Below are 25,518 nucleotides of genomic sequence, written 5' to 3'. Positions count from 1 at the left end.
TCTGGAGGCAGACATGAGCAACCCATCCAGCAACGACAAAGCGCTTAACCAAACCGTCAATGCCAACGACGACGGCTTCGCCATCGGCACGGCCGGGCGTGATGAAGACCCTAACGCCACCACCGACTGGGATGTCAGCCGTGACAACGAAGATGTCATGACGCCGGACGATACTCGCGGTCTGCCCGGTTATCCCGGGGCCGAAAAAAACAATCCTTCGAAACCCGTTGTCGACAGCAGCGTACCGGCCAACGGCGATCCATCGGTGCAGAACGACGGCGCTGATTGAGGTGGTCAGCAGTGGCAGGATAATGGCGTCGGTCGAACTTTTCTGATCCGGCGCCACTCTGAACCTGTCATAGGGTCGCAGTTCGACAGAAAAAACGCTTCGGCAGGCAGAAAAAGCCGCGTGGCGTGATAAATTCCCCCCACGTCGAGCCCACCCAGAATGGCCCCTGCCGGGTCCCACCAAGAGCGATCTACATGCAAGCAAAGGCCCGTGAGGTTTATGTGCCACCGGTGCTGCAAGATCTGCGGGCCGGCACAGCCGAACTGCACATCGCACTGGAAAAACGCCTTCCTTTTTTTACCGATACCCTCGATACCCCCGCATTCGAGCGCTTGATGGCGGCCTATTACGGTTTTTATCAGCCGCTGGAACGGGCGTTGCTCGCCAGTGGCGCTGTCCCGGATGATTTCGATCTGACGCCTCGTTTGAAGGCCGAGACCTTGCACGCCGACCTGCGCGCGCTGGGCGCGACGACCAATGATTTGCCGCTGTGCGAGGACTTGCCGGTGATCGACTCCAGCGCCGCCAGTCTCGGTGTTTTGTACGTGCTCGAAGGCGCCACTCTCGGCGGGCAGATCCTGCGTCGGGAGATCGCCGCGCGGCTGAATCTGGACGCCGACAATGGCGCTGCCTTCCTCGACGTCTACGGCGCGGCCACCGGGCGGCGCTGGCGTGAGTTCATCGAATACCTGAGCAACCGGCCCATGGCGGCCAGCGAACGCGCGGCCGTGGTCAGCGCAGCACAAACCACATTCAGCTGTTTCGAGCAGTGGCTCGAGCGCCAGGAGGTACTGGCATGAACCCGCAAGACCCACAAGCCTTTGAAGAACTGCTGGCCAACTGTGCCGACGAGCCGATCCGTTTTCCCGGCGCGATCCAGCCCCATGGTCTGCTGCTGACTCTGACCGAACCTGCGCTGCAGATCATTCAGGTCAGCGCCAACGTCGAAGCCCTGCTGGCCCGCGCGCCCGAATCGCTGATCGGCCAGCCGCTGCACAGCCTGATCGGCGCCGAACACACCGCGCACGTGCTCGAAGCCTTGCAGCAGACAGCGTTTTCCGAGGCGGCGCCGCTGCGATTCGAGCTCAACGGCACTGAATTCGAAGGTTTGCTGCACCGCCATCAGGGCGTGCTGATTCTCGAGCTGGAAATCCATGTGAAGAATTTCCAGCCGCGCAACGTCGCCGGGGTCAACACTCACTTGGGCCGCATGCTCCAGCGCCTGCAAGCGGCGACCACGCTGCAGGCCCTGTACGACATCAGCGTCAAGGAAATCCAGGCGATGACCGGTTACGACCGGGTGCTGATCTATCGCTTCGAGGAAGAGGGCCACGGTCAGGTCATCGCCGAAGCGTCCGATCCGTCGATGGAAGTGTTCAACGGGCTGTTCTTCCCGGCCTCGGACATTCCCGAGCAGGCCCGCGAGCTGTATCGCACCAATTGGCTGCGGATCATCCCCAACGCCGATTATCAGCCAGTGCCACTGGTGCCGAAGCTGCGCCCGGACACGCAAACGCCGCTGGACCTCAGTTTCGCCACGCTGCGCAGCGTCTCGCCGATTCATTGCCAGTACATGAAGAACATGGGCGTGCTGTCGTCGATGAGCATTTCCCTGCTCAAGGGCGACAAGCTCTGGGGCCTGATCAGCTGCGGCAATCGCCAGCCGCTGCACGTGCCGCATGAATTGCGCATGGCTTGCCAGACCATCGGCCAGGTCCTGTCATTGCAGATCAGTGCCATGGAAACCCTTGAGCTGACCCGCCAGCGCGAAGAGAAGGTCGAAGCGCTGGCGCGGCTCAATCAGGCGATGGTCGATTCGCCGCAAAATGTTTTCGACGGCCTCGCCCAGCAGCCAGCGACGCTGATGGCGCTGGTCAATGCCGGCGGCATCGCGATCATCGAAGACAAGCAGTTGCACCGTTACGGCAACTGCCCGGCGCCGGAAGAAATTCGCGCGCTGCACAAGTGGTTGCAGGCGCGCGGCGAGCCGGTGTTCGCCAGCCATCACCTGTCCAGCGTTTACCCGCCGGCGGCGCAGTATCAGTCTGTGGCCAGCGGTGTGCTCGCCATGAGCCTGCCCAAACCGGTGGACAACGGTGTGCTGTGGTTCCGTCCGGAAGTGAAGGAAAACATCAACTGGAGTGGCGATCCGCGCAAACCGCTGGATCTGGAAACCTCCGATGCCGGGATGCGCCTGCGTCCGCGTACCTCGTTCGAAATCTGGAAGGTCGAGATGGCCGGGATCTCCACCAAGTGGAGCCACGGTGACCGGTTCGCCGCCAATGACCTGCGCCGTTCGGCGCTGGAAAACGACCTGGCCCGTCAGGTACGTCGCGAGCAGGCGGCTGTGCAGGCGCGCGATGATCTGGTGGCGGTGGTTTCCCACGACCTACGCAACCCGATGACGGTGATTTCGATGCTCTGCGGCATGATGCAGAAAGCCTTCAGCTCGGAAGGCGCGCACACTTCGCGGCGTATCTCCACTGCAATCGACACCATGCAGCAGGCCACGGCGCGGATGAACACGCTGCTGGAAGACCTGCTCGATACCTCGAAAATCGATGCCGGGCGCTACTCGATCACCCCGCAGGCGCTGGAGGTCGGGCACATCTTTGAAGAGGCCCAAGCGTTGCTGTCGCCGCTGGCCCATGACAAGGACATCAGCATTTCCTTCCAGGCCGATCCTGACCTGCGCATCCACGCCGACCCCGAGCGGCTGTTTCAGGTGCTGTCGAACCTGGTGGGCAACGCCATCAAGTTCACCCCGCGCATGGGCACCGTCGGCGTACACGCGAAATCGGTGGGCGACGAGATCGTGTTCATCGTGCGTGACAGTGGTGAAGGCATTCCCAAGGAGCACTTGCCGCATGTGTTCGACCGCTACTGGACGATAAAGGAAGGCAACCCGACCGGCACTGGCCTGGGTTTGTACATCACCCAAGGCATCGTCGAAGCCCATGGCGGCCAGATCGTCGCCGAGAGCGAGCCGGGGCAGGGCAGCGAATTCCGCTTCACCGTGCCGCGCCTGGCCTGAGTGCCCCTGTAGGGGGAGTTTGCTCGCGATGGCGTCAGTCCTGACAAGTCTGTTGTGACTGACCGAACGCTTTCGCGAGCAGGCTCGCTCCCACAGGTCTTGTGGGGGGGGCGAGATTTGAGTCTCACGCAAAACCTTGTGGGAGCGAGCCTGCTCGCGAAGACGTCAGCTCAGCCAACACTGGGCGACTGACCCACCGCTCCCTCAGAAGATTCGCAGCCTCAGGGTCATTTTCTTCAATACCGCAAATCCCCCGCTCGCTACCGTAGCCACCTCGTTCCTCGATTGAAGCAGGTGTGCAATGAGTCTGATTCTTTCCATGGCGGCGTTTGCCCTCGCCGCATCCATCACCCCCGGGCCGGTCAATATCGTCGCCTTGAGTTCCGGCGCGCAGTACGGTTTCCGCGCCAGCCAACGGCACGTGGCCGGGGCGACGTTGGGGTTTGTGCTGTTGCTGGTGCTGATGGGCCTGGGCCTGCATGAGGTCTTGCAGTTGTGGCCGTTCATGACCCGCGTGGTGCAATGGGCCGGGGTGGCGTTCCTGTTGTTCATGGCCTGGAAACTGGCCAGCGATGACGGCCAACTGAACACCAGCGAGTCCGGCCGTGCGCCGTCGATGCTCTATGGCGCGGTGATGCAATGGCTCAACCCCAAGGCCTGGCTGGCATGCGTCGCCGGCATGGGCGCGTTTGTCGCCGACGGCGAGGCGCGGCTGGTCTGGCAGTTTGCGGCGGTGTATCTGGTGATCTGCTATCTGTCGGTGGGCTGCTGGGCGTATGCCGGGACGTTCTTGCGCGGGTATCTGAGCAATGCGGCAGGGATGCGCTGGTTCAATCGGTTGATGGCGTTGTTGCTGGCGGTGAGTGCGCTTTATTTGCTGTTCACTTGATTGACAGGCCCACCACAACCCCTTGTGGGAGCGAGCCTGCTCGCGAATGCGGTGGATCAGTCAGTGAAGTGTTGAATGACACACCGCCTTCGCGAGCAGGCTCGCTCCCACAAGGGGGGCAGTGTTCAACTTTGAGTATGAAGTCAGCCGCGATACTGCCCCGGCGTTGCCGCCAGATGTTGTTTGAACGCTCGCTGAAAATGCGCCTGATCGGCAAACCCGGCCTGGAGCGCGACATCGGCAATCAACTGGCCGCTGCGCAAGCGCTCGCGGGCGAACTGGATGCGCTGGTTGACCAGGAAGGCATGGGGCGTCATCCCGTAGCGCTGCTTGAACGCGCGAATCAGGTATGACGGCGACAGCTGCGCCGCCGCGCAAATCGCCTCGAGGCTGAGCACTTCGGTGCAATGTCCCCGGATGAAATCAGCGGCGCGTTCCAGCTTGAAATTCGGCTCATCGACGGGCTCATCCGCCGGATTGAGGCGGACCTGCAAATCACTGAAAAACTCTACCGCCGCGCTGTGTTTCGCCAGCGCCTCCATTTGGTCGTCGAGCAAAACCTCATACAACCCCATCAATTTGCCGAACAGCTCGGCATCAGCCAGATGCGTGTCGGAAAATCGCCGGAATTCCAGCTCCCCGGCAAACCCCAATTGATGCTGAAAATCCGTCAGCCACGGCGTTTCGACATACAACATCACGTACGACCAAGGCTGATCATCGATCGGATTGCAGGCGTGTACATCGCCGGGATTCATCAGCACCACGGTGCCGGCCGCCACCTCAAATTGCGCCTGCTCATGCACATAGGTACTGCGCCCGGCGGTGATTGCGCCTATGGAAAAGTGCGCATGGGAATGCCGCGCATAACAGACTTCACGCCCATCCGCGATGGCCCGCGCTTCGATGAAGGGCAGGGCGTCGTCGCGCCAGAAGCGCGGGGCTTTCTCGGGGTTTTTCGCTGTGGGGTGTTTCATCGTGATCGTCCCGGCAGGTCAGCGTCTGAGTGTATTAGCTCTGGCCGGCGAATGCCCGTTGCAGCGCAGTGACATCGAGCTTTTTCATCTGAAACGCGCCTGCATTGCAGCGCCGGCTGTTATAGGCTCTGGGGGGCGTGACACCACGGGCGCGATGGAGATTTCTGCCCGCGCTGTGGTTCGTCGGTGTTCAACCGCAGTGTTGATGAGGTCGAGGTGAACCTCGGTGCGCGGGATGCGCCGGATCAGTTGAAGCCGACCTATGAGAGCTGGATTGTGCGGCGTGAATCGTGGCTGCCGGATTTTCCGCTGGCCAGGCATTACCGTGGTGATCGTGAAGGCGAAGGGCGGGCAGAGGGGTAGGGGATTGATTCAGCCTTCAGCACGCTTGCGATTTCTGTGGGGGCGAGTCTGCTCGCGAAGGCTTGTTGTCAGGCGGTGGGGGTGTTTTTGAGTGGGTACATATCCGTTGCTGCGGTAACGGCTGCTTATGGTTCCGCCCTTACGGCGGGTCACTTTTTCCAAACGCCGAAAAAGTAACCAAAAAGGCTTGCTCCTGCGTTCGGCCCTCGCAGGCTCGGGTTCCTTCGCTCCGGGACTGATCCGGGCGCAGCGGCTCCGGTTTGCTTCGCTGCACCTCCTTCCGCTGAGTCTGGCTGCGCCAGACGGTCGCTGCGCTCCCACGCCCGGATCAATCCCTCCGCTCAGCCTTCCGACGTCGCCGGTGGATCAAGATCAAAAGCAGGCGAGCTGACACTCGACCTAAGGCGAACGCGGAGACTGTAGGAGCTGCCGAAGGCTGCGATCTTTTGCTCTTGCTCTTGCTCTTGCTCTTGCTCTTGCTCTTGTAGGAGTGAGCCTGCTCGCGATAGCTATCTCAAAGATACGAATGAACAGCAGATCTACCCTGATCCCTGTGGGAGCTGGCTTGCCAGCGATGGCGGCCTTCCAGCCGACCAGTCTCTGACGGATATACCCAATCCCAACTGTGGGAGCTGGCTTGCCAGCGATGGCGGCCTTATAGCCGACCAGTCTCTGGCGGATATACCCAATTCCAACTGTGGGAGCTGGCTTGCCAGCGATGGCGGCCTTATAGCCGACCAGTCTCTGGCGGATATACCCAATTCCAACTGTGGGAGCTGGCTTGCCAGCGATGGCGGCCTTATAGCCGACCAGTCTCTGGCGGATATACCCAATTCCAACTGTGGGAGCTGGCTTGCCAGCGATGGCGGCCTTGTAGCCGACCAGTCTCTGACGGATATACCCAATCCCAACTGTGGGAGCGAGCCTGCTCGCGAAAGCGGAGTGTCATTCGCAGATAATTGGACTGGAGAGACGCCTCGCGGGCAAGCCCGCTCCCACAGGGGATCAGTGTTTGCCAATTGCAGTAAGCCTGATTGAGGCGGTTACCCGCGAATAAACGCCAACAAATCCGCATTGATGGTTTCCGCTTGCGTCGTCGGCATGCCATGCGGAAATCCCGGGTACGACTTCAGTGTGCCGTTGGGCAGCAGTTTCGCCGATAACGGTGCGGAGTTGGCGTAAGGCACGATCTGGTCATCCTCGCCGTGCATCACCAACACCGGCACGGTGACTTTTTTCAGGTCTTCGGTGAAGTCGGTCTGCGAGAAGGCGATGATGCCGTCGTAATGCGCCTTGGCCCCGCCGATCATGCCCTGGCGCCACCAGTTGGCGATGATCCCTTCCGCCGACTCGGCGCCCGGGCGGTTGTAGCCGTAGAAAGGTCCGCTCGGCACATCGCGATAGAACTGCGCGCGATTCGCCGCCAACTGCGCCTGAAAGCCATCGAACACCGATTTCGGCAAACCGCCCGGGTTGCTTTCGGTCTGCACCATCAACGGTGGCACGGCGCTGATCAACACCGCTTTGCTGACCTTGTCCTGACCATGCCGGGCGATGTAATGGATCACTTCGCCGCCGCCGGTGGAATGGCCGACGTGGACAACGTCGCGCGTACCCAGATGATTAACCACTGCCAGCACATCGTCGGCGTAGTGATCCATGTCGTGGCCGTCCCAGACCTGGCTCGAGCGGCCATGCCCGCGTCGATCATGAGCAATCACCCGAAAGCCCTGTGCCAGGAAAAACAGCATCTGCGCGTCCCAGTCATCCGAGCTGAGCGGCCAGCCGTGGTGGAAGTGGATCACCGGCGCGTCGCGCGGCCCCCAGTCCTTGTAGAAGATGTCGACGCCGTCTCGAGTGGTGACAAAGCCCATATTCGTTACTCCTGACCTGTGATGGACAACCGCGAGGTTCGCGGGCCGGTTGCGCAGAGATACGACGACTCAGTGCGAGCCGTTATCAACTGTAGGAGCAATGCCGGGGTCTGCATGACCGCTGGTCACAACGTGTGGCTTGCTGCGCAAATTAGGCTTTGCTGAAAGGGATAAGCGCGGGCGTCCGTAGGTTTTTGCGACCACAGCGACGCCCCTTTGCAATACGTGAGTCTGAGGAAATCACCCGATGCTGACCCTGAATATCAATGGCAAGGACCAAGAGCTCGATGTCCCCGCCGACATGCCGCTGCTCTGGGTTCTGCGCGATATCGCGCACCTGACCGGGACCAAGTTCGGCTGCGGCATGGCCCAGTGCGGCGCCTGCACCGTGCACGTCGACGGCGCGCCCTTACGCTCCTGCATTACCCCGGCGACTGCCGTCGCCCATGGGCAGAAAATCCTCACCATCGAGGGCTTGTCCACCGATGGCTCGCACCCGGTGCAGCAGGCCTGGGCCGAGCTGGACGTGGTGCAGTGCGGTTATTGCCAGTCCGGGCAGATCATGTCCGCCGCCGCATTGCTGGCGAAAATTCCCAAGCCCACCGACAGCGATATCGATCAGGCGCTCTCCGGCAATATCTGCCGCTGCGGCACCTATCCGCGCATTCGCGCTGCGGTCAAACGCGCCGCCGAAATCGGCTGATTCATTCTCTGGGAGAGGAACGATGAACAGTCCTGTATCGCGTCGCGGGTTTCTCAAGGGCAGCGCACTGTTAAGCGGCGGCCTGATGGTGGCGTTTGTGGTGCCCGGGGCCAACCGCTTTGCCCGGGCGGCAGAAAATCAGAACAAGACCTTCGCACCCAACGCGTTTCTGCGCATCGCGGCGGACAACAGCGTCACCGTGCTGCTCGGCCATTCGGAAATGGGCCAGGGCATCTGGACCGGCCTGACCATGCTGATTGCCGAGGAACTGGACGCCGACTGGTCGAAAATCCGCGTCGAGCACTCGCCAGCCTCGGCGGCGGATTACGGCTTGCCGGCTTTTGGCGGCATGCAGATCACCGGAGGTTCGACTTCGACCTGGATGGAATTCGACCGCTATCGACTGGCCGGGGCGACGGCGCGGCAGATGCTCGTGGAAGCGGCTGCGAAACGCTTCGACGTCGCGCCGTCGACGATTCGCACGGAGTCCGGCGTGGTCATCGCCGGGGACCAACGCGCGACCTACGGCGAACTGGCCGATGCCGCCGGGCAACTGCCGGTGCCGGACCCGAAGACCATCACTTTCAAGGAAGCCAAGGACTGGAAAGTCATCGGCAAACCGACCAAGCGTCTCGACACCCCGGAGAAGATCACCGGCCGCGCCAGATTCGGCATGGACGTGCAGTTCGAAGGCCTGATGACCGCGATGGTCGCCCGCGCGCCGGTGTTTGGCGCCACGGTGAAAACCTTCGAAGGCGCCGCAGCGCTGGCCATTCCCGGCGTACACAAGGTTGTGCAGGTGCCCAGCGGCGTGGCGGTGGTGGCCGAGCATTTCTGGGCGGCGAAGTTGGGCCGTGATGCGCTGAAGGTCGATTGGGCCCTGGGGCCGTTGGCCGGCATGAGCAGTGAAAAGCTGCTGGAGAGTTTCCGCAAACTGGCGGCGACGCCGGGTACTTCCGCCACTCAGGCGGGGGACGCCAAGGCCAATTTCGGCAAAGCCGCGAAGAAAATCGAGGTCGAATACAGCGTGCCTTACCTGGCCCACGCGCCGATGGAACCGCTCAATTGCACGGTGAAAATCAGCGCCGGCAAATGCGAAATCTGGACTGGCACGCAGTTTCAGACCCTCGACCAAATGGTCGCCAGCAAGATCACCGGGCTCAAGCCCGAGCAGGTCGAAATTCATACGGAATTTCTTGGTGGTGGCTTCGGTCGCCGTGCCAATCCGACTTCGGATTTCGTCGCCGAAGCGGTGCAAGTGGCGAAAGCGGCGGACCTGCCGGTGAAAACCGTGTGGGCGCGCGAGGACGACATTCGCGGCGGCTACTACCGCTCGATGTACCTGCACAAGGCGAAGGTCGGGCTGGGCGCTGATGGTTTGCCGATGAGCTGGCAGCATGTGCTGGTCGGCCAGTCGATCATGGCCGGGACGATGCTCGAGGCAGCGATGGTCAAGAACGGCATCGATGCCACCTCGGTCGAGGGCGTGGCCGACAGTCCGTACATCAAGGATCTGCCTCATCATCAGGTCGACCTGCATTCGCCGCAGACCGGCATCAATGTGTTGTGGCTGCGTTCGGTGGGCCACACCCACACGGGTTTTGTCATGGAATCGCTGATCGATGAACTGGCGACGGCGGCGGGCAAGGATCCGGTGGAGTACCGACGAACGCTGCTCAAGGCGCACCCGCGCCACCTCGGCGTGCTCAATCTGGCGGTGGAGAAGGCCAACTGGGGCGCACCGTTGCCGGACGGCCATGCCCTCGGCGTGGCGGTGCACGAGTCGTTCGGCAGCTACGTGGCGCAAGTGGCGGAGGTGTCGCAGGACAATCTGGCGATCCGCGTGCATCGGGTGGTCTGCGCCGTGGACTGCGGCATTGCGGTAAACCCGCAGAGCATCGCCGCGCAGATGGAATCGTGCATCACTTTCGGCCTCGGCATGGCCCTGCACAGCAAGCTCACCGTCAAGGATGGCGGCGTCGTGCAGTCCAACTATCACGATTATCAAGTGCTGCGGCTCAACGAAATGCCGGCGGTGGAAGTGCACATCGTCCCCAGCAGCGAAAAACCCGGCGGCATCGGCGAGCCCGGCGTGCCACCGACCGCGCCGGCGGTGGCCAACGCAGTGTTCGCCTTGACCGGGCAACGCCTGCGCGAACTGCCACTGCAATTGTCGGGGGTGTGAGATGAAACGACATCTTGTGTTGGGCACCGTCGTGTTGCTCGGTCTTGGTGGCTATGCCTCGGACCTGTTTGCCGAGGATCAGCAGGCGTTGAAAGCCTTCGCCACGGTGCAGAAAGTGTTCCAGAGCCCGCGCTGCCAGAACTGCCACATCCCCGGCGATTCGCCGTTGCAGTTCGACGCTGGCATCCCTCACGCGATGAATGTAGTGCGCGGCATGGATGGCAAGGGCGCCGCCGGTTTGCCCTGCGCCACCTGTCACGCTGAAAGCAATCCGCCGGCCAGTTATGGCCCCCATGCGCCGCCGGGTGCGCCGCACTGGAGCCTGCCGCCAGCGGCACACAAAATGGCCTGGATCGGCCTGCCCTCGGACAAGCTCTGCGCGATGATCAAGGACCGCGCGAGCAACGGCGATCGGGATTTTGCCGCACTGTTAAAACACGTCAGCGAAGACAAACTGGTGCTCTGGGGCTGGAATCCCGGGGCAGGGCGCGCACCGGTGCCGGTGCCGCACGATATTTTCGTCGCGCAGTTCAAGCTCTGGGCCGATGCCGGCGGGCCTTGTCCGGTGGCGCAAATGTGATGCCCCGACAATTAAGCGCTACGCTGAACGCATGACTGTCTACGGAGTGTGCGCATGCTGGTGCCCGGAAAACCTGCCAATGAAGCTGCACGAATCGACGCCTTGCACGGCCTCAACCTCGACTCGGCGCCGGAGGAGCGCTTTGATCGTCTGACACGCCTGGCCAAGCGCCTGTTCAACGTGCCGATCGCCTTGGTCACGCTGGTCGACAAGGATCGCCAGTGGTTCAAGTCCTGTGTGGGTCTGGATGTCAGCGAGACGTCCCGCGATGTCTCGTTCTGCGGCCATGCGATTTTGCAAAACGAGCTGATGCTGGTGCCCGATGCGCTGGAAGATTTGCGCTTTCATGACAACCCGTTGGTCACCGGCGCACCGAATATTCGCTTTTACGCCGGTTATCCGCTGACCGTACCGGACGGTAACAAAATGGGCACCTTGTGCCTGATCGATACCAAACCCCGCCATCTCGACGACGAAGAGCGAGCCTTGTTGCGCGACCTCGCGGAGATGGCCGAGCAAGAGCTGACGGCGGTGCAGATGGCAAGCATGGATGAACTGACGCTGCTGTCCAATCGCCGTGGTTTCAAGCAACTGGCCCAGCATGCGCTGGATGCCTGCGCACGTTTGAACCGACCGGCGACGCTGTTGTTTTTCGATCTCAACGACTTCAAGCAGATCAACGATCTGTACGGGCATGCCGAAGGCGACAGTGCGCTGAAGACCTTCGCCGATGTGTTGCGCATTGCCTTTCGCGAGAGCGATGTGGTGGGGCGCTTGGGCGGTGATGAGTTCGTCGCGTTGCTGACCGGCTCGAGCCACGTTGAAACCACGCGGATCATGGCGCGGCTCAAGGAAATCCTCGAAGAGCGCAACGCCACGCTGCACCGCGGTTATGCGATTCGTTTCAGCGTCGGCCAGATCGAATACGACCCCAAACGCCACGAAACCGTTGATCGCTTGCTCGCCGATGCGGATGGCGCGATGTATGCGCACAAGCAAGCTCTGAAAGGCTGTTAGTAACGGCACCATCGCTGGCGAGCCAGCTCCCACAGAGTCCAGTGACGTTAATGAGGTGTGGGTTCACCTTGAATTCCTGTGGGAGCGGGCTTGCCCGCGATGGCGGTGGGTCAGGCAATTTGATGCTGGCTGATCGAATGTCTTCGCGAGCAGGCTCGCTCCCACAGGTCTCGATGGCGCGGAGGATTTTTCAGTTCAGCACCATCTCTGTGGGAGCGAGCCGGCTCGCGAAGGCGTCAGTCGATCTATCGCCGGATTCGCCAGTGCTCAGCGCTTGGGCGGGCTCAGCTTCTGGTAAAACGCCAGCCATTTCTCGTCACTGGCAGCGGCATCCTCGAGTTCGGGCACGCGCAATGCGTCTTGCAAGGCTTGCGCTTTGAAAGCATCGAACAGATGCCTGACGGCAGTGCTGGCGATGGCGTTGACTGTGTTGGAGGCGAAGGTATCGGGCACGGCGGCGCGCTCCTGTTGCGCCAGGGGGGCGCCCTGAATATCGAGGCGAGTAATGAACGCGTTACAAGTGGCATTCAAGCGAGGCTGGGAGCCGTGCCTGTAGGCTTCGGCGTCGACGGGCAGCGATTTCGCCGCATCATTCGGCCCCGATGGTTTGAGTAATGCAAGGTCGATATCGCGACGCAGCACCACTTCATTCCTGCCAGTGAAAATCTCGAAGACTCTGGCTGGACTCCCACGCAGCAGCGCCAAGATGCCGAATGGCGCAGTGCTGGCGTCAGCCAGCTTGTCCGTGGCTGCCGATACTGGCCGCAGGGCGAGCAGTTCCAGCTCGTGGTCTTCGATGTCGATTCGCTGCGCGAACGGCAAGCGACAGAACGCTTCCTTGAGAAATGCGATATGTGCGTCCTTCATTTGCCTCAGGCGTGCGCTCAGTGCCGCATGGAAGTAGGTCGCCACATTGTGCAGTCTGGGCAACGAGGCAAGCATGGGGGCCAGTTGCAACTGTGCATTGCTCGATTGCCATCCCGCCAGCTTCCCTGTCAGCTTGCCGGCGACATGCAATTCGCTCAGCGAGTAATGCGCTGAAAAGGTCTGCGGGTTGGCGTCTGCAACAAACAGCGCCTTCTCCGTGAGGTAGGGGGAATCGCTGAACACCTTGCGCAGATCGGCCAGGGCAACCGTGACGGGAGTGGGCGGTGCCGAAAGGAACGCCCGCCGATAAAGATCGTTCAACAGGCGATTGTGATTGCGGAACAGGACATCGGCCTGCTTCAGCGTCGTGGCGTCATAAACAGTCACCGGAAATTCGGCGTTGCGCTGGATCAGCCCTCTGGCAACCGCCCAGTCAACGACCAGTGAGGCACAGGAATCCTCGCGCAGGAATTTGTAGAAGTGCGTGGGGGCCGGGCCTTTGGTCAGTTGGCTCAGTTGCTCATAGCTCATCAGGCGTGCCACACCCGGCATTTGGCTTTCGATATACAGCACGACCTGCTTCAGCCTGACCCAACGCGAACAGCTCATGTAACAGAGTGATGGCGGAATATGCCGGGTCAGAAACTCCGGCGCTATACCGGACAACAACAGATGGGTGGCCAACGTCTTGTTTTTGACCGATGCAAGAGCGGGCTGCCGATCAATGAAGCGGCGTACCTCGTCATAGCTGTCGCCCCAGAAATCACGCCCCTCCAGACGTTGCTCGACAATACGGTTCAAATCCTCACCCGCGTTCGGCTCCAGGCTGAGAATCAATGCAGCGAGCAACAGGCGATCGCGGTTGGTGGCCAGCAGGCGTTTCTCCTGCGCCGGAGCGCCCAGAGTCTTCACCAGCAGATTGCCCAGCGTTTGCGCGCGCGGTGTGATCAGAATACGGCTGATCAGGTAGTCGGCTTTTGCCTGGAGCGTTTTGAGCGGCAGATCGGTATCGACACCCTCACTGAGGTAGTCGATCAACGGCGGCGAGTCTACGGGTAAAAACGCCTGTGTGGTGTCGATGATGCTCTGACGCTGTTGCGCCGTGAACCGTTCGGTTTGTGTCCACGGCTGGCCGAGCAGATACCAGTGATTCATATGCCCGGGGCGGGTGTGCAGATTGATCCTGAACCATTTCACCAGCGCGAGGGCTTGCTCGACAGTGTTCGGCAAAAGCAGATTGTAGAAGCGCAACATTTGCCCAAGGGTGACTTTACCGCTTGAGCGCAGGGCGCCGCCGGCTTTGCTTGCATTGGCCTTGAGCTGGTCGCGAAAGAGTTTCAGATCAGCCTGTTTTTCCACCTGCGCCGTCAGGGTGACCCAGCCTTTTACGCTGGCAGTACCGACATGACCGGATTCGGTGACGAGCAACTGACTGTCGGCGGGCAGTCCGTGCTGCTGCAGGATGGCTTGAAAATCCTCATCGGCGCTGAGTGTCTGCAGTTGACGCTGGCCATACTTCATCCGTCCCGCCAGCGCGGAATCCGGATGGGGCTCGCTGATTTCCTCGTAATCGATCTTGGCCTTGGGCGCTTTGTTCCAGCTCAGCGCTTCAAGGCGTCGCACGATGTGCCGGTTATCTTCCAGAGCGCCAAATTCTTCACGATAACTGCGGATGGGGTCGTTGCTTTGCACGTAATCGCTGACGTAGGGCAGCGCCGGCCAGCTTTGCTGGCGCAGGCGTTGCGCAAGTGCCCTGGCTTCGCGAGCATCTTGCGGCAACGCAAACTCATAGCGGCCCAGAAGCTCGCCCAGTTTGAGGCGCGGCCCTCTGGCGGGTGCAGAAACAGAGGCCGAAGTGAGGGTTACCGGCGTGTCGAGAAAGCCTCGCTGCTCGAAAGGGTCGCTCGCCAGCAACACTTCATCGATTCGATCGGCGATCGCCCGAAAGTCTTCCAGTTGCGCGTTGCGTTCCTTCACTAGCGCCGACGTGCTCTGGCCGTTTTCATTGATGGCCGCCAGCCCGGTTTTCTTCAGCTCGGCGAGGATGACTCGGGCCTGAATCTGGTTTTGCGGTTCCGGGTAACCGTAGAACGCCAGCACCACTTGCCGTGGAAACCGATACAGCGGGTTGGCGGATTTACCGCCGATGTAGGGCAGGCCCAGCCCCGCAGGATCGATACGCTGGGAAATCGACAGCAGCATCGGCGCCATCTGCCACCAGCCCGAATCATCTTCCAGCGTGAACGTGCGGACATCGCTGGAGCCGTTCGAGGGTGATTGCGCTTGCAGGGTATCGCCCTTGATCTGCAGGGTGTCCAGATCGATGTTAAAGCCACTGGCCCAATCGAGAAATTCAGGGCGTTCGAGGGCGCTCCAGTAAAGCTCCATCCATTCGCGCAGCCGGCATGCACGGGGAACCTCCAGCGTGCGCGCCGGTGTGGCGGCGCTGACCACCGGTACGGCGGTCAATTCTGCGATGAGATTGTGAATCAGCGTCTGTTCGTGTACCGGTGTGTCGTCCATCTGCGCCTCCCTGGCGGCTGATAAGCATCGAGCGCCGAGTATCAAAGGCAGGGCAGGGTGGTTGGCGGTACATATGTAGTTGGGCGAGCTTTTCTGCAGGCATAAAAAAACCCGCCGGATCCGGCGGGTTTTTCTATCGGCTACAGGAAGATCACTCTTCGATGTTGCCCATCGCGGTGGTGTTGAAGCCGCCGTCGACGTACATGATTTCACCGCTGATGCCCGACGCCAGGTCGGAGCACAGGAAGGCGCCGGCGTTGCCGACCTCTTCGATGGTGACGTTGCGGCGCAGCGGAGTCTGCGCTTCGTTGGCGGCCAGCATCTTGCGGAAGTTCTTGATGCCGGAAGCGGCCAGGGTGCGGATCGGGCCAGCCGATACGCAGTTGACGCGGGTGCCGTCCGGACCGAGGGAACCGGCCAGGTAACGGACGCCGGCTTCCAGCGAGGCCTTGGCCATGCCCATCACGTTGTAGTTCGGCATGGTGCGCTCGGCGCCCAGGTACGACAGGGTCAGCAGGCTGCCGTTGCGGCCTTTCATCATTTCGCGACCGGCCTTGGCCAGGGCCACGAAGCTGTAGGCGCTGATGTCGTGAGCAATGCGGAAACCTTCACGGGTGGTGGCTTCGGTGAAGTCGCCGTCCAGTTGGTCGCCCGGGGCGAAGCCGACGGAGTGCACGATGCAGTCCAGACCGTCCCACTTCTTGCTCAGCTCTTCGAAGACCTTGGCGATTTCTTCATCGCTGGCCACGTCGCACGGGAAGCACAGCTCAGGGCTCGAACCCCAGCCTTGTGCGAACTCTTCGACGCGACCCTTGAGTTTGTCGTTCTGATAAGTGAAGGCAAGCTCAGCGCCCTCGCGATGCATGGCGGCAGCGATGCCGGATGCGATGGACAGCTTGCTGGCGACACCGACGATCAGTACGCGCTTACCGGCGAGAAAACCCATGTGTTGCTCCTCTTTCAGGTTATTGCGCAGTGGCTGGTGCCAGAAAAGCGGCTTCCAGCAACTGCTGTGTATACGGATGTTGGGGGGCGGCAAAGATACTTTGCGCGTCTCCCTGTTCGACCACTTGGCCATGCTTGACCACCATCAGTTGGTGGCTCAGCGCTTTGACGACAGCCAGATCATGGCTGATGAACAAATACGTCAGGTTGTACTTGGCTTGCAGTGAACGCAACAGCTCCACCACTTGCCGCTGCACCGTCCGGTCGAGCGCCGAAGTCGGCTCGTCCAGCAGGATCAGCGCCGGTTTCAGCACCAAGGCCCGGGCAATGGCGATTCGCTGCCGTTGCCCACCGGAAAATTCGTGGGGGTAGCGGTGCCGGGTTTCCGGATCCAGACCTACCTCCTTCAATGCCGCAATGATCGCCGCTTCCTGTTCGGTCGCGGTGCCCATCTTGTGTATCCGCAGGCCTTCGCCAACGATGTCGTTGACGCACATGCGCGGGCTCAGGCTGCCGAACGGGTCCTGAAACACCACCTGCATCTCCCGCCGCAGCGGGCGAATCTCGTTCTGCGTCAGGCAGTCTAGCTGCTTGCCTTCAAAGCGGATCGTGCCTTTGCTGCCGATCAGCCGCAAAATCGCCAGACCGAGGGTGGATTTGCCGGAACCGCTTTCGCCGACGATCCCCAGGGTCTGGCCCTGAGGCAGGCTGAAATTGATGCCGTCCACTGCCTTGACGTAATCCACCGTGCGTTTGAGCAGGCCTTTCTTGATCGGGAACCAGACTTTGAGGTCCTCGACTTCGAGCAGCGGGGCGCCGATTTCATTGCTCGCCGGGCCGCCGCTGGGCTCCGCGCCGAGCAATTCCCGAGTGTACGGATGCTGCGGCGAACGGAACAGCTCTGCGCACGATGCCTGTTCGACGATGCAACCGCGCTGCATGACACATACGCGATGCGCAATTCTTCGCACCAGGTTCAAATCGTGACTGATCAGTAGCAGCGACATGCCCAATCGAGCCTGAAGATCCTTGAGCAAATCGAGGATTTTCAGCTGAACGGTCACGTCCAGCGCCGTGGTCGGTTCGTCGGCGATCAGCAATTCCGGCTCGTTGGCCAGGGCCATGGCGATCATCACCCGTTGCCGCTGGCCGCCGGACAATTCATGGGGCAGCGCCTTGAGCCGCTTGTGCGGCTCGGGAATGCCGACCATTTCCAGCAGCTCCAGCGTGCGTTTGGTCGCCACTTTGCCACTCAGGCCCTTGTGGATGCCGAGCACTTCGTTGATCTGCTTCTCGATCGAATGCAGCGGATTGAGCGAGGTCATCGGCTCCTGAAATATCATGGCGATGCGGTTGCCACGAATATGGCGGATGGTCTTCTCGCTCAAATCCAGCAGGTTCTGCCCGGCGTAATTGATGCTGCCGGCCGGATGCCGCGCCATGGGGTAGGGCAGCAGGCGCAGGATCGAATGCGCCGTGACCGATTTGCCCGAGCCCGATTCGCCGACCAGTGCCAGGGTCTCGCCGCGCTTGATATCGAAGCTCACGCCCTCGACCACACGGTGCACGCGCTCGCCGAAACCGAATTCGACGGCGAGGTCGCGCACTTCGATCAGATTGTCCTGATTCATTTCACTTCCTCGGGTCGAAGGCATCGCGAGCGGACTCGCCGATAAACACCAGCAGGCTCAACATCAGTGCCAGTACGGCAAACGCGCTCATGCCCAGCCATGGCGCCTGCAGGTTGGATTTGCCTTGGGCAACCAGTTCGCCCAGCGACGGACTGCCGGCCGGCAAGCCGAAGCCGAGGAAGTCCAGCGCGGTCAGGGTGCCGATGGCGCCGGTAAGGATGAACGGCATGAAAGTCATGGTCGAGACCATGGCGTTGGGCAAGATGTGGCGGAACATGATCGCGCCGTTCTGCATGCCCAGCGCGCGGGCGGCGCGCACGTATTCCAGATTGCGCCCGCGCAGGAACTCGGCGCGCACCACATCGACCAGGCTCATCCACGAGAACAGCAGCATGATGCCCAGCAACCACCAGAAATTCGGCTGGACGAAACTGGCAAGGATGATCAGCAGATACAGCACCGGCAGCCCCGACCAGATCTCGAGAAAACGCTGCCCGGCCAGATCGACCCAGCCGCCATAAAAGCCCTGGAGGGCACCGGCAATCACGCCGATGATCGAACTCAGCACGGTCAGCGTCAGCGCAAACAGCACGGAAATGCGGAAACCGTAGATCACCCGCGCCAACACGTCGCGGCCCTGATCGTCGGTGCCCAGCAGGTTGTCCGCCGAGGGTGGCGCCGGCGCCGGGACTTTCAGGTCGTAGTTGATGCTCTGGTAGCTGTAGGGGATCGGCGCCCACAGAATCCACGCGTCCTTGGCCTTGAGCAGTTCGCGGATGTACGGACTCTTGTAGTTGGCTTCCAGCGGGAATTCGCCGCCGAACGCGGTTTCCGGATAGCGCTTGATCGCCGGGAAATACCAGTTGTTGTCGTAATGCACGACCAGCGGTTTGTCGTTGGCGATCAGTTCGGCGCCCAGACTGAGGCCGAACAGAATCAGGAACAGCCACAGCGACCACCAGCCACGCTTGTTGGCCTTGAACAGTTCGAAGCGCCGGCGGTTGAGAGGGGACAGGTTCATCTCAATGCTCCCGGCTGGCGAAGTCGATACGCGGATCGACAAAGGTGTAGGTCAGATCGCCGATCAGTTTCACCACCAGCCCGAGCAGGGTGAAGATGAACAGGGTGCCGAACACCACCGGGTAATCGCGGTTGATCGCCGCCTCGAAACTCATCAGGCCGAGGCCATCGAGAGAGAAGATCACTTCCACCAGCAACGAACCGGTGAAGAAGATACCGATGAATGCCGACGGGAAACCGGCAATCACCAGCAGCATGGCGTTGCGGAATACATGCCCGTAGAGCACGCGATGGCGGGTCAGGCCCTTGGCCTTGGCGGTGACCACATACTGCTTGTTGATTTCGTCGAGAAAGCTGTTCTTGGTCAACAGGGTCATGGTCGCGAAGTTGCCGATCACCAGTGCGGTGACCGGCAATGCCAGGTGCCAGAAGTAATCGAGGATCTTGCCGCCCAGGCTCAGCTCATCGAAGTTGTTCGAAGTCAGCCCGCGCAGGGGGAACCAGTCCAGATAACTGCCGCCGGCAAATACCACGATCAGCAGGATCGCAAACAGAAACGCCGGGATCGCATAGCCGACGATGATCGCCGAACTGGTCCAGACATCGAAGTGGCTGCCGTGCCGCGTGGCCTTGGCGATGCCCAGCGGGATCGACACCAGATACATGATCAGTGTGCTCCACAGCCCCAGCGAGATCGACACCGGCATCTTTTCCTTGATCAGGTCGATGACCTTGGCGTCGCGGAAGAAACTGTCGCCGAAATCCAGCTGCGCATAGTTCTTGACCATGATCCACAGACGTTCCGGGGCCGATTTGTCGAACCCGTACATGTGCTCGATTTCCTTGATCAGCGCCGGATCCAGCCCCTGCGCGCCACGGTAGGACGAGCCGGCCACCGCCACTTCGGCACCGCCGCCGGCAATCCGGCTGGTGGCGCCTTCGAAACCTTCGAGCTTGGCGATCATCTGCTCGACCGGCCCGCCGGGCGCGGCCTGGATGATCACGAAGTTGATCAGCAGAATGCCGAACAGGGTCGGGATGATCAGCAGCAGTCGCCGAAAGATATACGCCAGCATCTGATTACTCCGTGCCCGCAGGGTCGGCTTGCAGTTGGGTTTTGACTTCTACGGCAGGCTTGGCGTCAGGCTTGACCCACCAGGTATTGATGCCGATGTCGTACTTGGGCGAGGTTTTCGGGTGGCCGATGTGGTTCCAGTAAGCTACGCGCCAGCTCTTGATGTGCCAGTTCGGCACCACGTAGTAGCCCCATTGCAGCACCCGGTCCAAGGCGCGAGCGTGGGCAACCAGGCTTTTGCGCGAGTCGGCGTTGATCAGGCTTTCCACCAGTTGGTCAACGGTTGGGTCTTTGAGGCCCATGCTGTTGCGGCTGCTCGGTTTGTCGGCGGCGGCGCTCATCCAGTACTCGCGTTGCTCGTTGCCCGGCGAGTTGGACTGGGGAAAACTGCCGACCATCATGTCGAAGTCCCGCGAGCGAACGCGGTTGATGTACTGCGAGACGTCGACGCGGCGGATCACCAGATCGATACCGAGGTCGCTGAGGTTGCGCTTGAACGGCAGCAGCACCCGTTCGAACTCGGTCTGGGCGAGGAGGAATTCGATTACCACCGGTTTGCCAGTGGCGTCGACCATTTTGTCATCGACGATTTTCCAGCCGGCCTCTTGCAGCAGTTGATACGCCTCGCGCTGCTGGGTGCGGATCATGCCGCTGGCGTCGGTCTTGGGATTTTCGAAGGCTTCGCTGAACACCTGGGCCGGCAGTTTGCTGCGAAACGGTTCGAGGATCTTCCGTTGCTCGGCGTCGGGCAGGCCGGTGGCGGCCATTTCCGAGTTCTCGAAGTAACTGCGGGTGCGCACATAGGCGCCGTTGAACAATTGCTTGTTGGTCCATTCGAAGTCGAACAGCAGCCCCAGCGCCTGACGCACGCGCACATCCTGGAACACCGGGCGGCGCAGGTTGAAGACGAAGCCCTGCATGCCGGTCGGGTTGCTGTTGGGGATCAGTTCCTTGATCAAACGCCCCTCGGTGACCGCCGGAACGTTATAGGCGCTGGCCCAGTTCTTCGCTGTCATTTCCAACCAGTAATCGAACTGCCCGGCCTTCAGCGCTTCGAGGGCGACGGTGTTGTCGCGGTAATAGTCGGTGGTCATCGTGTCGAAGTTGTAGAAGCCACGGTTGACCGGCAAGCCCTTGCCCCAGTAATCCTTGACCCGCTCGTAACGTACCGAACGGCCGGCCTTCACTTGGGTGACCTTGTACGGGCCGCTGCCCAGCGGGATTTCCAGATTGCCCTTGTTGAAGTCGCGACTGGCCCACCAGTGTTTCGGCAGGACCGGCAACTGGCCGAGGATCAGCGGCAGCTCGCGGTTGTTGCTGTGCTTGAACTTGAACAGCACTTTCAACGGGTCTTCGGCGATGGCTTCGGCGACGTCGTTGTAATAGCCGCGAAACATCGGCGAGCCTTCCTTGGTCAGCGTCTCGAAGCTGAACACCACGTCTTCGGCGCGCACCGGGTGGCCGTCGTGGAAGCGTGCTTCCGGGCGCAGGTAGAAACGCACCCAACTGTTGTCGTCGGCTTTCTCGATCTTGCTGGCAATCAGGCCGTATTCGGTGAACGGCTCGTCGAGGCTGTGTTTGGTCAGGGTGTCGTAGATCTGGCCGATGTCATCGGCGGGCACGCCTTTGTTGATGAACGGGTTGAGGCTGTCGAAGCCGCCGAAACCGGCCTGACGAAACACACCGCCCTTGGGCGCATCAGGGTTCACGTAATCGAAATGCTTGAAATCGGCCGGGTATTTCGGCGGCTCGTTGTACAGGGTCACGGCGTGTTGCGGGGCGGCCCAGGCCAGCCCGGCGAACAGCAAGCCGCCGGCCTGCACGAGCAGGGTGCGAACAGCGTTCATCTATCTTTCTCCGAAGACTTCAGCCACCATGCGCTCAGGCCCAGGGTGTAGGGCGGCGTGGTGACAAAGGCCAACCGGTTGCGGTAGGCCAGACGGTGATAATTGAGGTACCAGTTGGGAATGCTGTAGTGCTGCCAGAGCAGCACGCGGTCGAGCGCCTTGCCGGCGGCGACCTGCTCGTCGCGGGTGCGCGCGGCGAGCAATTGTTCGAGCAGGTGATCGACCACCGGGTTGGCGATGCCCGCGTAATTCTTGCTGCCCTTGACGTTCACCTGGCTGGAGTGGAAGTACTGCCACTGCTCAAGGCCCGGGCTCAGGGTCTGGCCCAGTGTCATCGAGATCATGTCGAAATCGAATTGATCGAGGCGCTGTTTGTATTGCGCACGATCAACGGTGCGCAGGCGCGCGTCGATGCCGATGCTGTTGAGGTTTTCGATGTACGGCTGATAGAGCCGCTCCAGGCTCGGGTTGACCAGCAGCAGTTCGAAACGCAGCGGTTGGCCGTCTTTGTCTTGCAGGCGCTGGCCGTGGAGCTTCCAACCGGCCTCGGCGAGCAGGGCGAGGGCTTTGCGCATAGTCTCGCGCGGAATGCCACGGCCGTCGGTTTTCGGCAGGGTGAACGGCTCGGTAAACAGCCTGGCCGGCAGTTGCTCCTTGTAGGGTTTGAGCATCAGCCATTCATGGCCGACCGGCAGGCCGGACGCAGTGAATTCGCTGTTGGGGTAGTAGCTGCTGGTGCGTTTATAGGCATCGCTGAACAGCGCACGGTTGGTCCACTCGAAATCGAACATCAGGCCCAACGCTTCGCGCGTCCTGACATCGGCGAAGGTCGCGCGGCGGCTGTTCATGAACAGGCCCTGAGTCTGGGTCGGGATCTGATGCGGGATCTGCGCCTTGATCACCTCGCCACGACGTACAGCAGGGAAGTTGTAGCCGTTGACCCAGTTCTTCGCCTGATGCTCGATGTAGATGTCGAACTCACCGGCCTTGAACGCTTCGAAGGCGACATCGCTGTCGCGGTAGAACTCGACTTCCATGCGATCGAAATTGTACTTGCCGCGATTGACCGGCAGGTCCTTGCCCCAGTAATCCTTGACCCGCTCGAAAATCAGCTGCCGCCCCGGCGTGACCGACGTGATGCGGTACGGCCCGCTACCCAGCGGCGGTTCGAAGGTGGTGGCTTTGAAGTCGCGGTCTTTCCAGTAATGCTGCGGCAGCACCGGCAACTCGCCAAGGCGCAGGATCAGCAGCGGATTGCCCGAGCGCTTGAACACGAAACGAATGCGTTGTTTGTTGAGGATGTCGACCCGTAGCACTTCCTGCAAGGCCGTGCGATACAGCGGATGACCGTCCTTGAGCAGCGTTCGATAGGAGAACGCCACGTCGTAGGCGGTGATCGGCGCGCCGTCGTGAAAGCGTGCTTCGGGGCGCAAATTGAAGACGACCCAGCTGCGATCTTCGCTGTACTCCACCGATTGTGCGATCAAACCGTAGCTCGACGCCGGCTCGTCGCCGGACGGCGAATACTGTCCGGTACCGACCATCAGCGGCTCGTTGAGCTCGTTGATACCGTACTGGAGGAAGTTCGCTGTGGTGACCGGGCTGGTGCCCTTGAAAGTGTACGGATTGACCGTATCGAAGGTGCCGAACGCCATCACCCGCAACGTACCGCCTTTGGGCGCTTGCGGGTTGACCCAGTCGAAGTGGGTAAATCTGGCCGGGTACTTGAGCGTGCCGAACTGCGCATAACCATGACTTTCGGTAATCGTCGCGCTTGCGGGTGAGCTCAAGGCCAGGCTGATCAGGAGCAGGGAGAGGGCACGCTTCAAGTCAGATCCGATCCAGCGGCTTGGGCTTTGTGGGCCGTACAGTAACAGCTTGTCTGGACAGGAAAAAGATGCGGGTTAATGCCGGGTTAATCGTTTGCGCGAAGAGCCCCTCACCCTAACCCTCTCCCGGAGGGAGAGGGGACTGATCGTGGTGGCTGGGCGAATTGCACCGACGTGCGATACCGAGTCGAAGTCAGTTTCTGAAAAGCCCCCGATCGGCTCCCTTTCCCCCTCTCCCCCCTGGGGGAGAGGGCTGGGATGGATCTAAAGCACACCACAAAAACTTCATCCAAAAAAAGCCCCTGAAATATCAGAGGCTCTTCAATCAGTGCGGCTGATAAACCGTAAGCATCTGCCCCGGCTTCAACGCCTTGCCCGCACCCGGGTTCCAACGCTTGAGATGTTGCATCTCGACGTTGAACCGCTTGGCCACCACATACAGGGTGTCGCCGCGCTTGACCTTGTACTGGGTCTGCTGCTTGCTCTCGTCCTTGCCTTTGGTCTTGGTATTCGCCGCGACCACGGTGTTGACCCGGCCGGACTTGCGCGCCGGGGCACGCTTGGTGTTGTCCTGCATGACCAGGGTCTGGCCGACCTTGAGATTCTTGCCGGTCAGCTTGTTCCAGCGCTGCAGATCCTTGACTTCGACCTTGTTGGCCTTGGCGATGGAGCCGAGGTTGTCGCCACGCTTGACCCGATAAGCACGTTTGAGCTGCGCCACTTCCGACGGATCGGCGCCTTCGAACACCGGTTTCAGCGAGCGCGGGCTGATCAGTTCGTCCGGGCGCATGGTCTGCAGACTGGCGGTCAGCAGTTGCGCCTTGGACGTCGGCACCAGCAAGTGCTGCGGACCGTCGATGGTGGTGCGCTGTTTGAACGCGGGGTTGAGCTGGAACAGTTCGTCTTCATCGATGTTCGCCACCGCAGCGACCTTGGACAGGTCCATGCGCTGGTTGATTTCGACGACCTGGAAGTACGGTTCGTTGGCGATCGGGTTGAGGTTGACGCCATAGGCTTCAGGCGCCAGTACCACTTGCGACAGTGCCAGCAACTTCGGCACATAGGCCTGGGTTTCCGCCGGCAGCGGCAGGTTCCAGTAGTCGGTGGGCAGGCCGAGCTTTTCGTTGCGCTCGATCGCCCGGCTGACGGTGCCTTCACCAGCGTTGTAGGCTGCCAGCGCCAGCAGCCAGTCGCCGTTGAACATGTCGTGCAGGCGGGTCAGGTAATCCATCGCGGCCGTGGTCGAGGCGGTAATGTCGCGACGACCGTCGTAGAAGCGGGTCTGGCGCAGGTTGAAGTAGCGCCCGGTGGACGGAATGAATTGCCACAGGCCCACCGCATCGGCGCGGGAGTAGGCCATCGGGTTGTACGCGCTCTCGATCACTGGCAGCAGGGCCAGCTCCAGCGGCATATTGCGCTCTTCGAGGCGTTCGACAATGTAATGAATGTAGAGGCTGCCGCGTTCGCCGGCATTCTCGAGAAAAGAGGGGTTACTGGCGAACCACAGGCGCTGTTGCTCAATGCGCGGATTGACGCCAAGGCCTTCCTGCAACTGGAAGCCCTGGCGCATGCGTTCCCAGATGTCCTGGGGCGCCACGGGAGTGGGCTTCTCGGTCAGCCAGATCGGCTTCTGCTTGGCTCGCGCAGCAATGTTCGGCGTATGCGTCGCTTCAGTCTGCGGAGCGTGGCTGGAGCAACCCGCCAGCGTGGCGGACACAGCCACCGCGATGGCTTGCGCCAGGCGGGTCAAAGCATCTGAATTGACGGACTTACGTATGGATGACGACATTGGCTGGAAGTAAGTTCCGGGCAAAAATGTCGGGCGATTCTAGAAAGCGCACCCCCTGCGGTCAACCATTGAGAATTTTTG

The 25,518-nt window shown here is 61.0% G+C and carries 18 protein-coding genes and 1 pseudogene; 9 read left to right on the top strand and 10 right to left on the bottom strand.

The window, feature by feature from the left end; all coding sequences use genetic code 11:
- Positions 1 to 13 precede the first annotated feature (13 nt).
- The 4 genes from ACV8MC_RS22705 (at position 14) to ACV8MC_RS22690 (ending at position 4,212) form a co-directional block, all read left to right on the top strand.
- Entirely contained in the window at positions 14 to 289 is a 276-nt protein-coding gene (locus ACV8MC_RS22705) for a hypothetical protein (protein WP_457263559.1), read from the top strand.
- 194 nt (positions 290 to 483) lie between these two features.
- Positions 484 to 1,089 carry a biliverdin-producing heme oxygenase gene (locus ACV8MC_RS22700; protein WP_041478637.1) on the top strand — a complete coding sequence of 202 codons (606 nt, stop codon included), beginning with the start codon at positions 484 to 486 and terminating at the stop codon, positions 1,087 to 1,089.
- Positions 1,086 to 3,323, top strand: a complete 2,238-nt coding sequence (locus ACV8MC_RS22695; protein ID WP_315435683.1) for an ATP-binding protein — start codon at positions 1,086 to 1,088, stop codon at positions 3,321 to 3,323. The genes ACV8MC_RS22700 and ACV8MC_RS22695 overlap by 4 nt, the downstream gene beginning before the upstream one ends.
- Before the next feature lie 301 nt (positions 3,324 to 3,624).
- Positions 3,625 to 4,212: a LysE family translocator gene (locus ACV8MC_RS22690; RefSeq protein WP_122750638.1), complete on the top strand. Its 588-nt coding sequence runs from the start codon at positions 3,625 to 3,627 to the stop codon at positions 4,210 to 4,212.
- Between the two features lie 143 nt (positions 4,213 to 4,355).
- On the opposite strand, the gene ACV8MC_RS22685 is transcribed toward ACV8MC_RS22690, so the two are convergent.
- A complete protein-coding gene (locus ACV8MC_RS22685) occupies positions 4,356 to 5,189 on the bottom strand; it encodes a helix-turn-helix domain-containing protein (RefSeq protein WP_457263556.1) in 834 nt (277 codons plus the stop codon).
- 162 nt (positions 5,190 to 5,351) lie between these two features.
- Here ACV8MC_RS22685 and ACV8MC_RS22680 point away from each other — a divergent pair.
- A pseudogene (locus tag ACV8MC_RS22680) lies at positions 5,352 to 5,552 on the top strand (GFA family protein); the annotation flags it as partial.
- Positions 5,553 to 6,595: 1,043 nt separating this feature from the next.
- On the opposite strand, the gene ACV8MC_RS22675 reads toward ACV8MC_RS22680, so the two are convergent.
- A complete protein-coding gene (locus ACV8MC_RS22675; RefSeq protein WP_150635694.1) occupies positions 6,596 to 7,426 on the bottom strand; it encodes an alpha/beta fold hydrolase in 831 nt (276 codons plus the stop codon).
- A gap of 247 nt (positions 7,427 to 7,673) precedes the next feature.
- On the opposite strand from ACV8MC_RS22675, the gene ACV8MC_RS22670 reads away from it, so the two are divergent.
- From ACV8MC_RS22670 to ACV8MC_RS22655, 4 genes are read left to right on the top strand one after another with little or no spacing between them, the layout of a single operon-like run.
- Positions 7,674 to 8,129 (top strand): (2Fe-2S)-binding protein, encoded by a 456-nt coding sequence (locus ACV8MC_RS22670; RefSeq protein WP_041478642.1) that lies wholly within the window; start codon positions 7,674 to 7,676, stop codon positions 8,127 to 8,129.
- 22 nt (positions 8,130 to 8,151) lie between these two features.
- Positions 8,152 to 10,314, top strand: a complete 2,163-nt coding sequence (locus ACV8MC_RS22665; protein ID WP_457263554.1) for a molybdopterin cofactor-binding domain-containing protein — start codon at positions 8,152 to 8,154, stop codon at positions 10,312 to 10,314.
- Position 10,315: 1 nt separating this feature from the next.
- The gene (locus tag ACV8MC_RS22660; RefSeq protein WP_056784654.1) at positions 10,316 to 10,894 is read left to right on the top strand and encodes a hypothetical protein; all 579 of its coding nucleotides are present in this window, start codon (positions 10,316 to 10,318) and stop codon (positions 10,892 to 10,894) included.
- 54 nt (positions 10,895 to 10,948) lie between these two features.
- Positions 10,949 to 11,911 carry a sensor domain-containing diguanylate cyclase gene (locus ACV8MC_RS22655; protein WP_095179571.1) on the top strand — a complete coding sequence of 321 codons (963 nt, stop codon included), beginning with the start codon at positions 10,949 to 10,951 and terminating at the stop codon, positions 11,909 to 11,911.
- Between the two features lie 267 nt (positions 11,912 to 12,178).
- On the opposite strand, the gene ACV8MC_RS22650 is transcribed toward ACV8MC_RS22655, so the two are convergent.
- The 8 genes from ACV8MC_RS22650 to ACV8MC_RS22615 form a co-directional block, all read right to left on the bottom strand.
- Entirely contained in the window at positions 12,179 to 15,514 is a 3,336-nt protein-coding gene (locus tag ACV8MC_RS22650; RefSeq protein WP_457263552.1) for a hypothetical protein, read from the bottom strand.
- Positions 15,453 to 16,247 (bottom strand): enoyl-ACP reductase FabI, encoded by a 795-nt coding sequence (gene fabI, locus ACV8MC_RS22645; RefSeq protein WP_003202751.1) that lies wholly within the window; start codon positions 16,245 to 16,247, stop codon positions 15,453 to 15,455. The genes ACV8MC_RS22650 and fabI overlap by 62 nt, the downstream gene beginning before the upstream one ends.
- Before the next feature lie 19 nt (positions 16,248 to 16,266).
- Entirely contained in the window at positions 16,267 to 17,877 is a 1,611-nt protein-coding gene (locus tag ACV8MC_RS22640; protein WP_457263551.1) for an ABC transporter ATP-binding protein, read from the bottom strand.
- Between the two features lies 1 nt (position 17,878).
- The gene (locus ACV8MC_RS22635; protein WP_016774153.1) at positions 17,879 to 18,898 is read right to left on the bottom strand and encodes an ABC transporter permease; all 1,020 of its coding nucleotides are present in this window, start codon (positions 18,896 to 18,898) and stop codon (positions 17,879 to 17,881) included.
- 1 nt (position 18,899) lies between these two features.
- Positions 18,900 to 19,973, bottom strand: coding sequence for a microcin C ABC transporter permease YejB (locus ACV8MC_RS22630; RefSeq protein ID WP_016774154.1), 1,074 nt, complete (start codon positions 19,971 to 19,973; stop codon positions 18,900 to 18,902).
- Between the two features lie 4 nt (positions 19,974 to 19,977).
- A complete protein-coding gene (locus ACV8MC_RS22625; protein WP_457263548.1) occupies positions 19,978 to 21,819 on the bottom strand; it encodes an extracellular solute-binding protein in 1,842 nt (613 codons plus the stop codon).
- Complete coding sequence (locus ACV8MC_RS22620) at positions 21,816 to 23,648, bottom strand: extracellular solute-binding protein (RefSeq protein WP_056784667.1); 1,833 nt, start codon at positions 23,646 to 23,648, stop codon at positions 21,816 to 21,818. The genes ACV8MC_RS22625 and ACV8MC_RS22620 overlap by 4 nt, the downstream gene beginning before the upstream one ends.
- A gap of 325 nt (positions 23,649 to 23,973) precedes the next feature.
- On the bottom strand, positions 23,974 to 25,437 hold the full coding sequence (locus tag ACV8MC_RS22615) for a transglycosylase SLT domain-containing protein (protein ID WP_041480626.1): 1,464 nt from the start codon (positions 25,435 to 25,437) through the stop codon (positions 23,974 to 23,976).
- Positions 25,438 to 25,518: the final 81 nt, after the last annotated feature.

It is taken from the genome of Pseudomonas sp. PK-RTE-24 (assembly GCF_054052265.1).
This window is presented reverse-complemented; position numbering and strand designations above follow the sequence as displayed.

Coding starts and splice junctions, on each gene's coding strand:
- ACV8MC_RS22615 (WP_041480626.1), bottom strand. CDS start 25,437: ATGTCGTCATCCATACGTAAGTCCGTCAATTCAGATGCTTTGACCCGC.
- ACV8MC_RS22695 (WP_315435683.1), top strand. CDS start 1,086: ATGAACCCGCAAGACCCACAAGCCTTTGAAGAACTGCTGGCCAACTGT.
- ACV8MC_RS22635 (WP_016774153.1), bottom strand. CDS start 18,898: ATGAACCTGTCCCCTCTCAACCGCCGGCGCTTCGAACTGTTCAAGGCC.
- ACV8MC_RS22665 (WP_457263554.1), top strand. CDS start 8,152: ATGAACAGTCCTGTATCGCGTCGCGGGTTTCTCAAGGGCAGCGCACTG.
- fabI (WP_003202751.1), bottom strand. CDS start 16,247: ATGGGTTTTCTCGCCGGTAAGCGCGTACTGATCGTCGGTGTCGCCAGC.
- ACV8MC_RS22630 (WP_016774154.1), bottom strand. CDS start 19,973: ATGCTGGCGTATATCTTTCGGCGACTGCTGCTGATCATCCCGACCCTG.
- ACV8MC_RS22685 (WP_457263556.1), bottom strand. CDS start 5,189: ATGAAACACCCCACAGCGAAAAACCCCGAGAAAGCCCCGCGCTTCTGG.
- ACV8MC_RS22705 (WP_457263559.1), top strand. CDS start 14: ATGAGCAACCCATCCAGCAACGACAAAGCGCTTAACCAAACCGTCAAT.
- ACV8MC_RS22675 (WP_150635694.1), bottom strand. CDS start 7,426: ATGGGCTTTGTCACCACTCGAGACGGCGTCGACATCTTCTACAAGGAC.
- ACV8MC_RS22660 (WP_056784654.1), top strand. CDS start 10,316: ATGAAACGACATCTTGTGTTGGGCACCGTCGTGTTGCTCGGTCTTGGT.
- ACV8MC_RS22655 (WP_095179571.1), top strand. CDS start 10,949: ATGCTGGTGCCCGGAAAACCTGCCAATGAAGCTGCACGAATCGACGCC.
- ACV8MC_RS22640 (WP_457263551.1), bottom strand. CDS start 17,877: ATGAATCAGGACAATCTGATCGAAGTGCGCGACCTCGCCGTCGAATTC.
- ACV8MC_RS22690 (WP_122750638.1), top strand. CDS start 3,625: ATGAGTCTGATTCTTTCCATGGCGGCGTTTGCCCTCGCCGCATCCATC.
- ACV8MC_RS22670 (WP_041478642.1), top strand. CDS start 7,674: ATGCTGACCCTGAATATCAATGGCAAGGACCAAGAGCTCGATGTCCCC.
- ACV8MC_RS22700 (WP_041478637.1), top strand. CDS start 484: ATGCAAGCAAAGGCCCGTGAGGTTTATGTGCCACCGGTGCTGCAAGAT.
- ACV8MC_RS22625 (WP_457263548.1), bottom strand. CDS start 21,819: ATGAACGCTGTTCGCACCCTGCTCGTGCAGGCCGGCGGCTTGCTGTTC.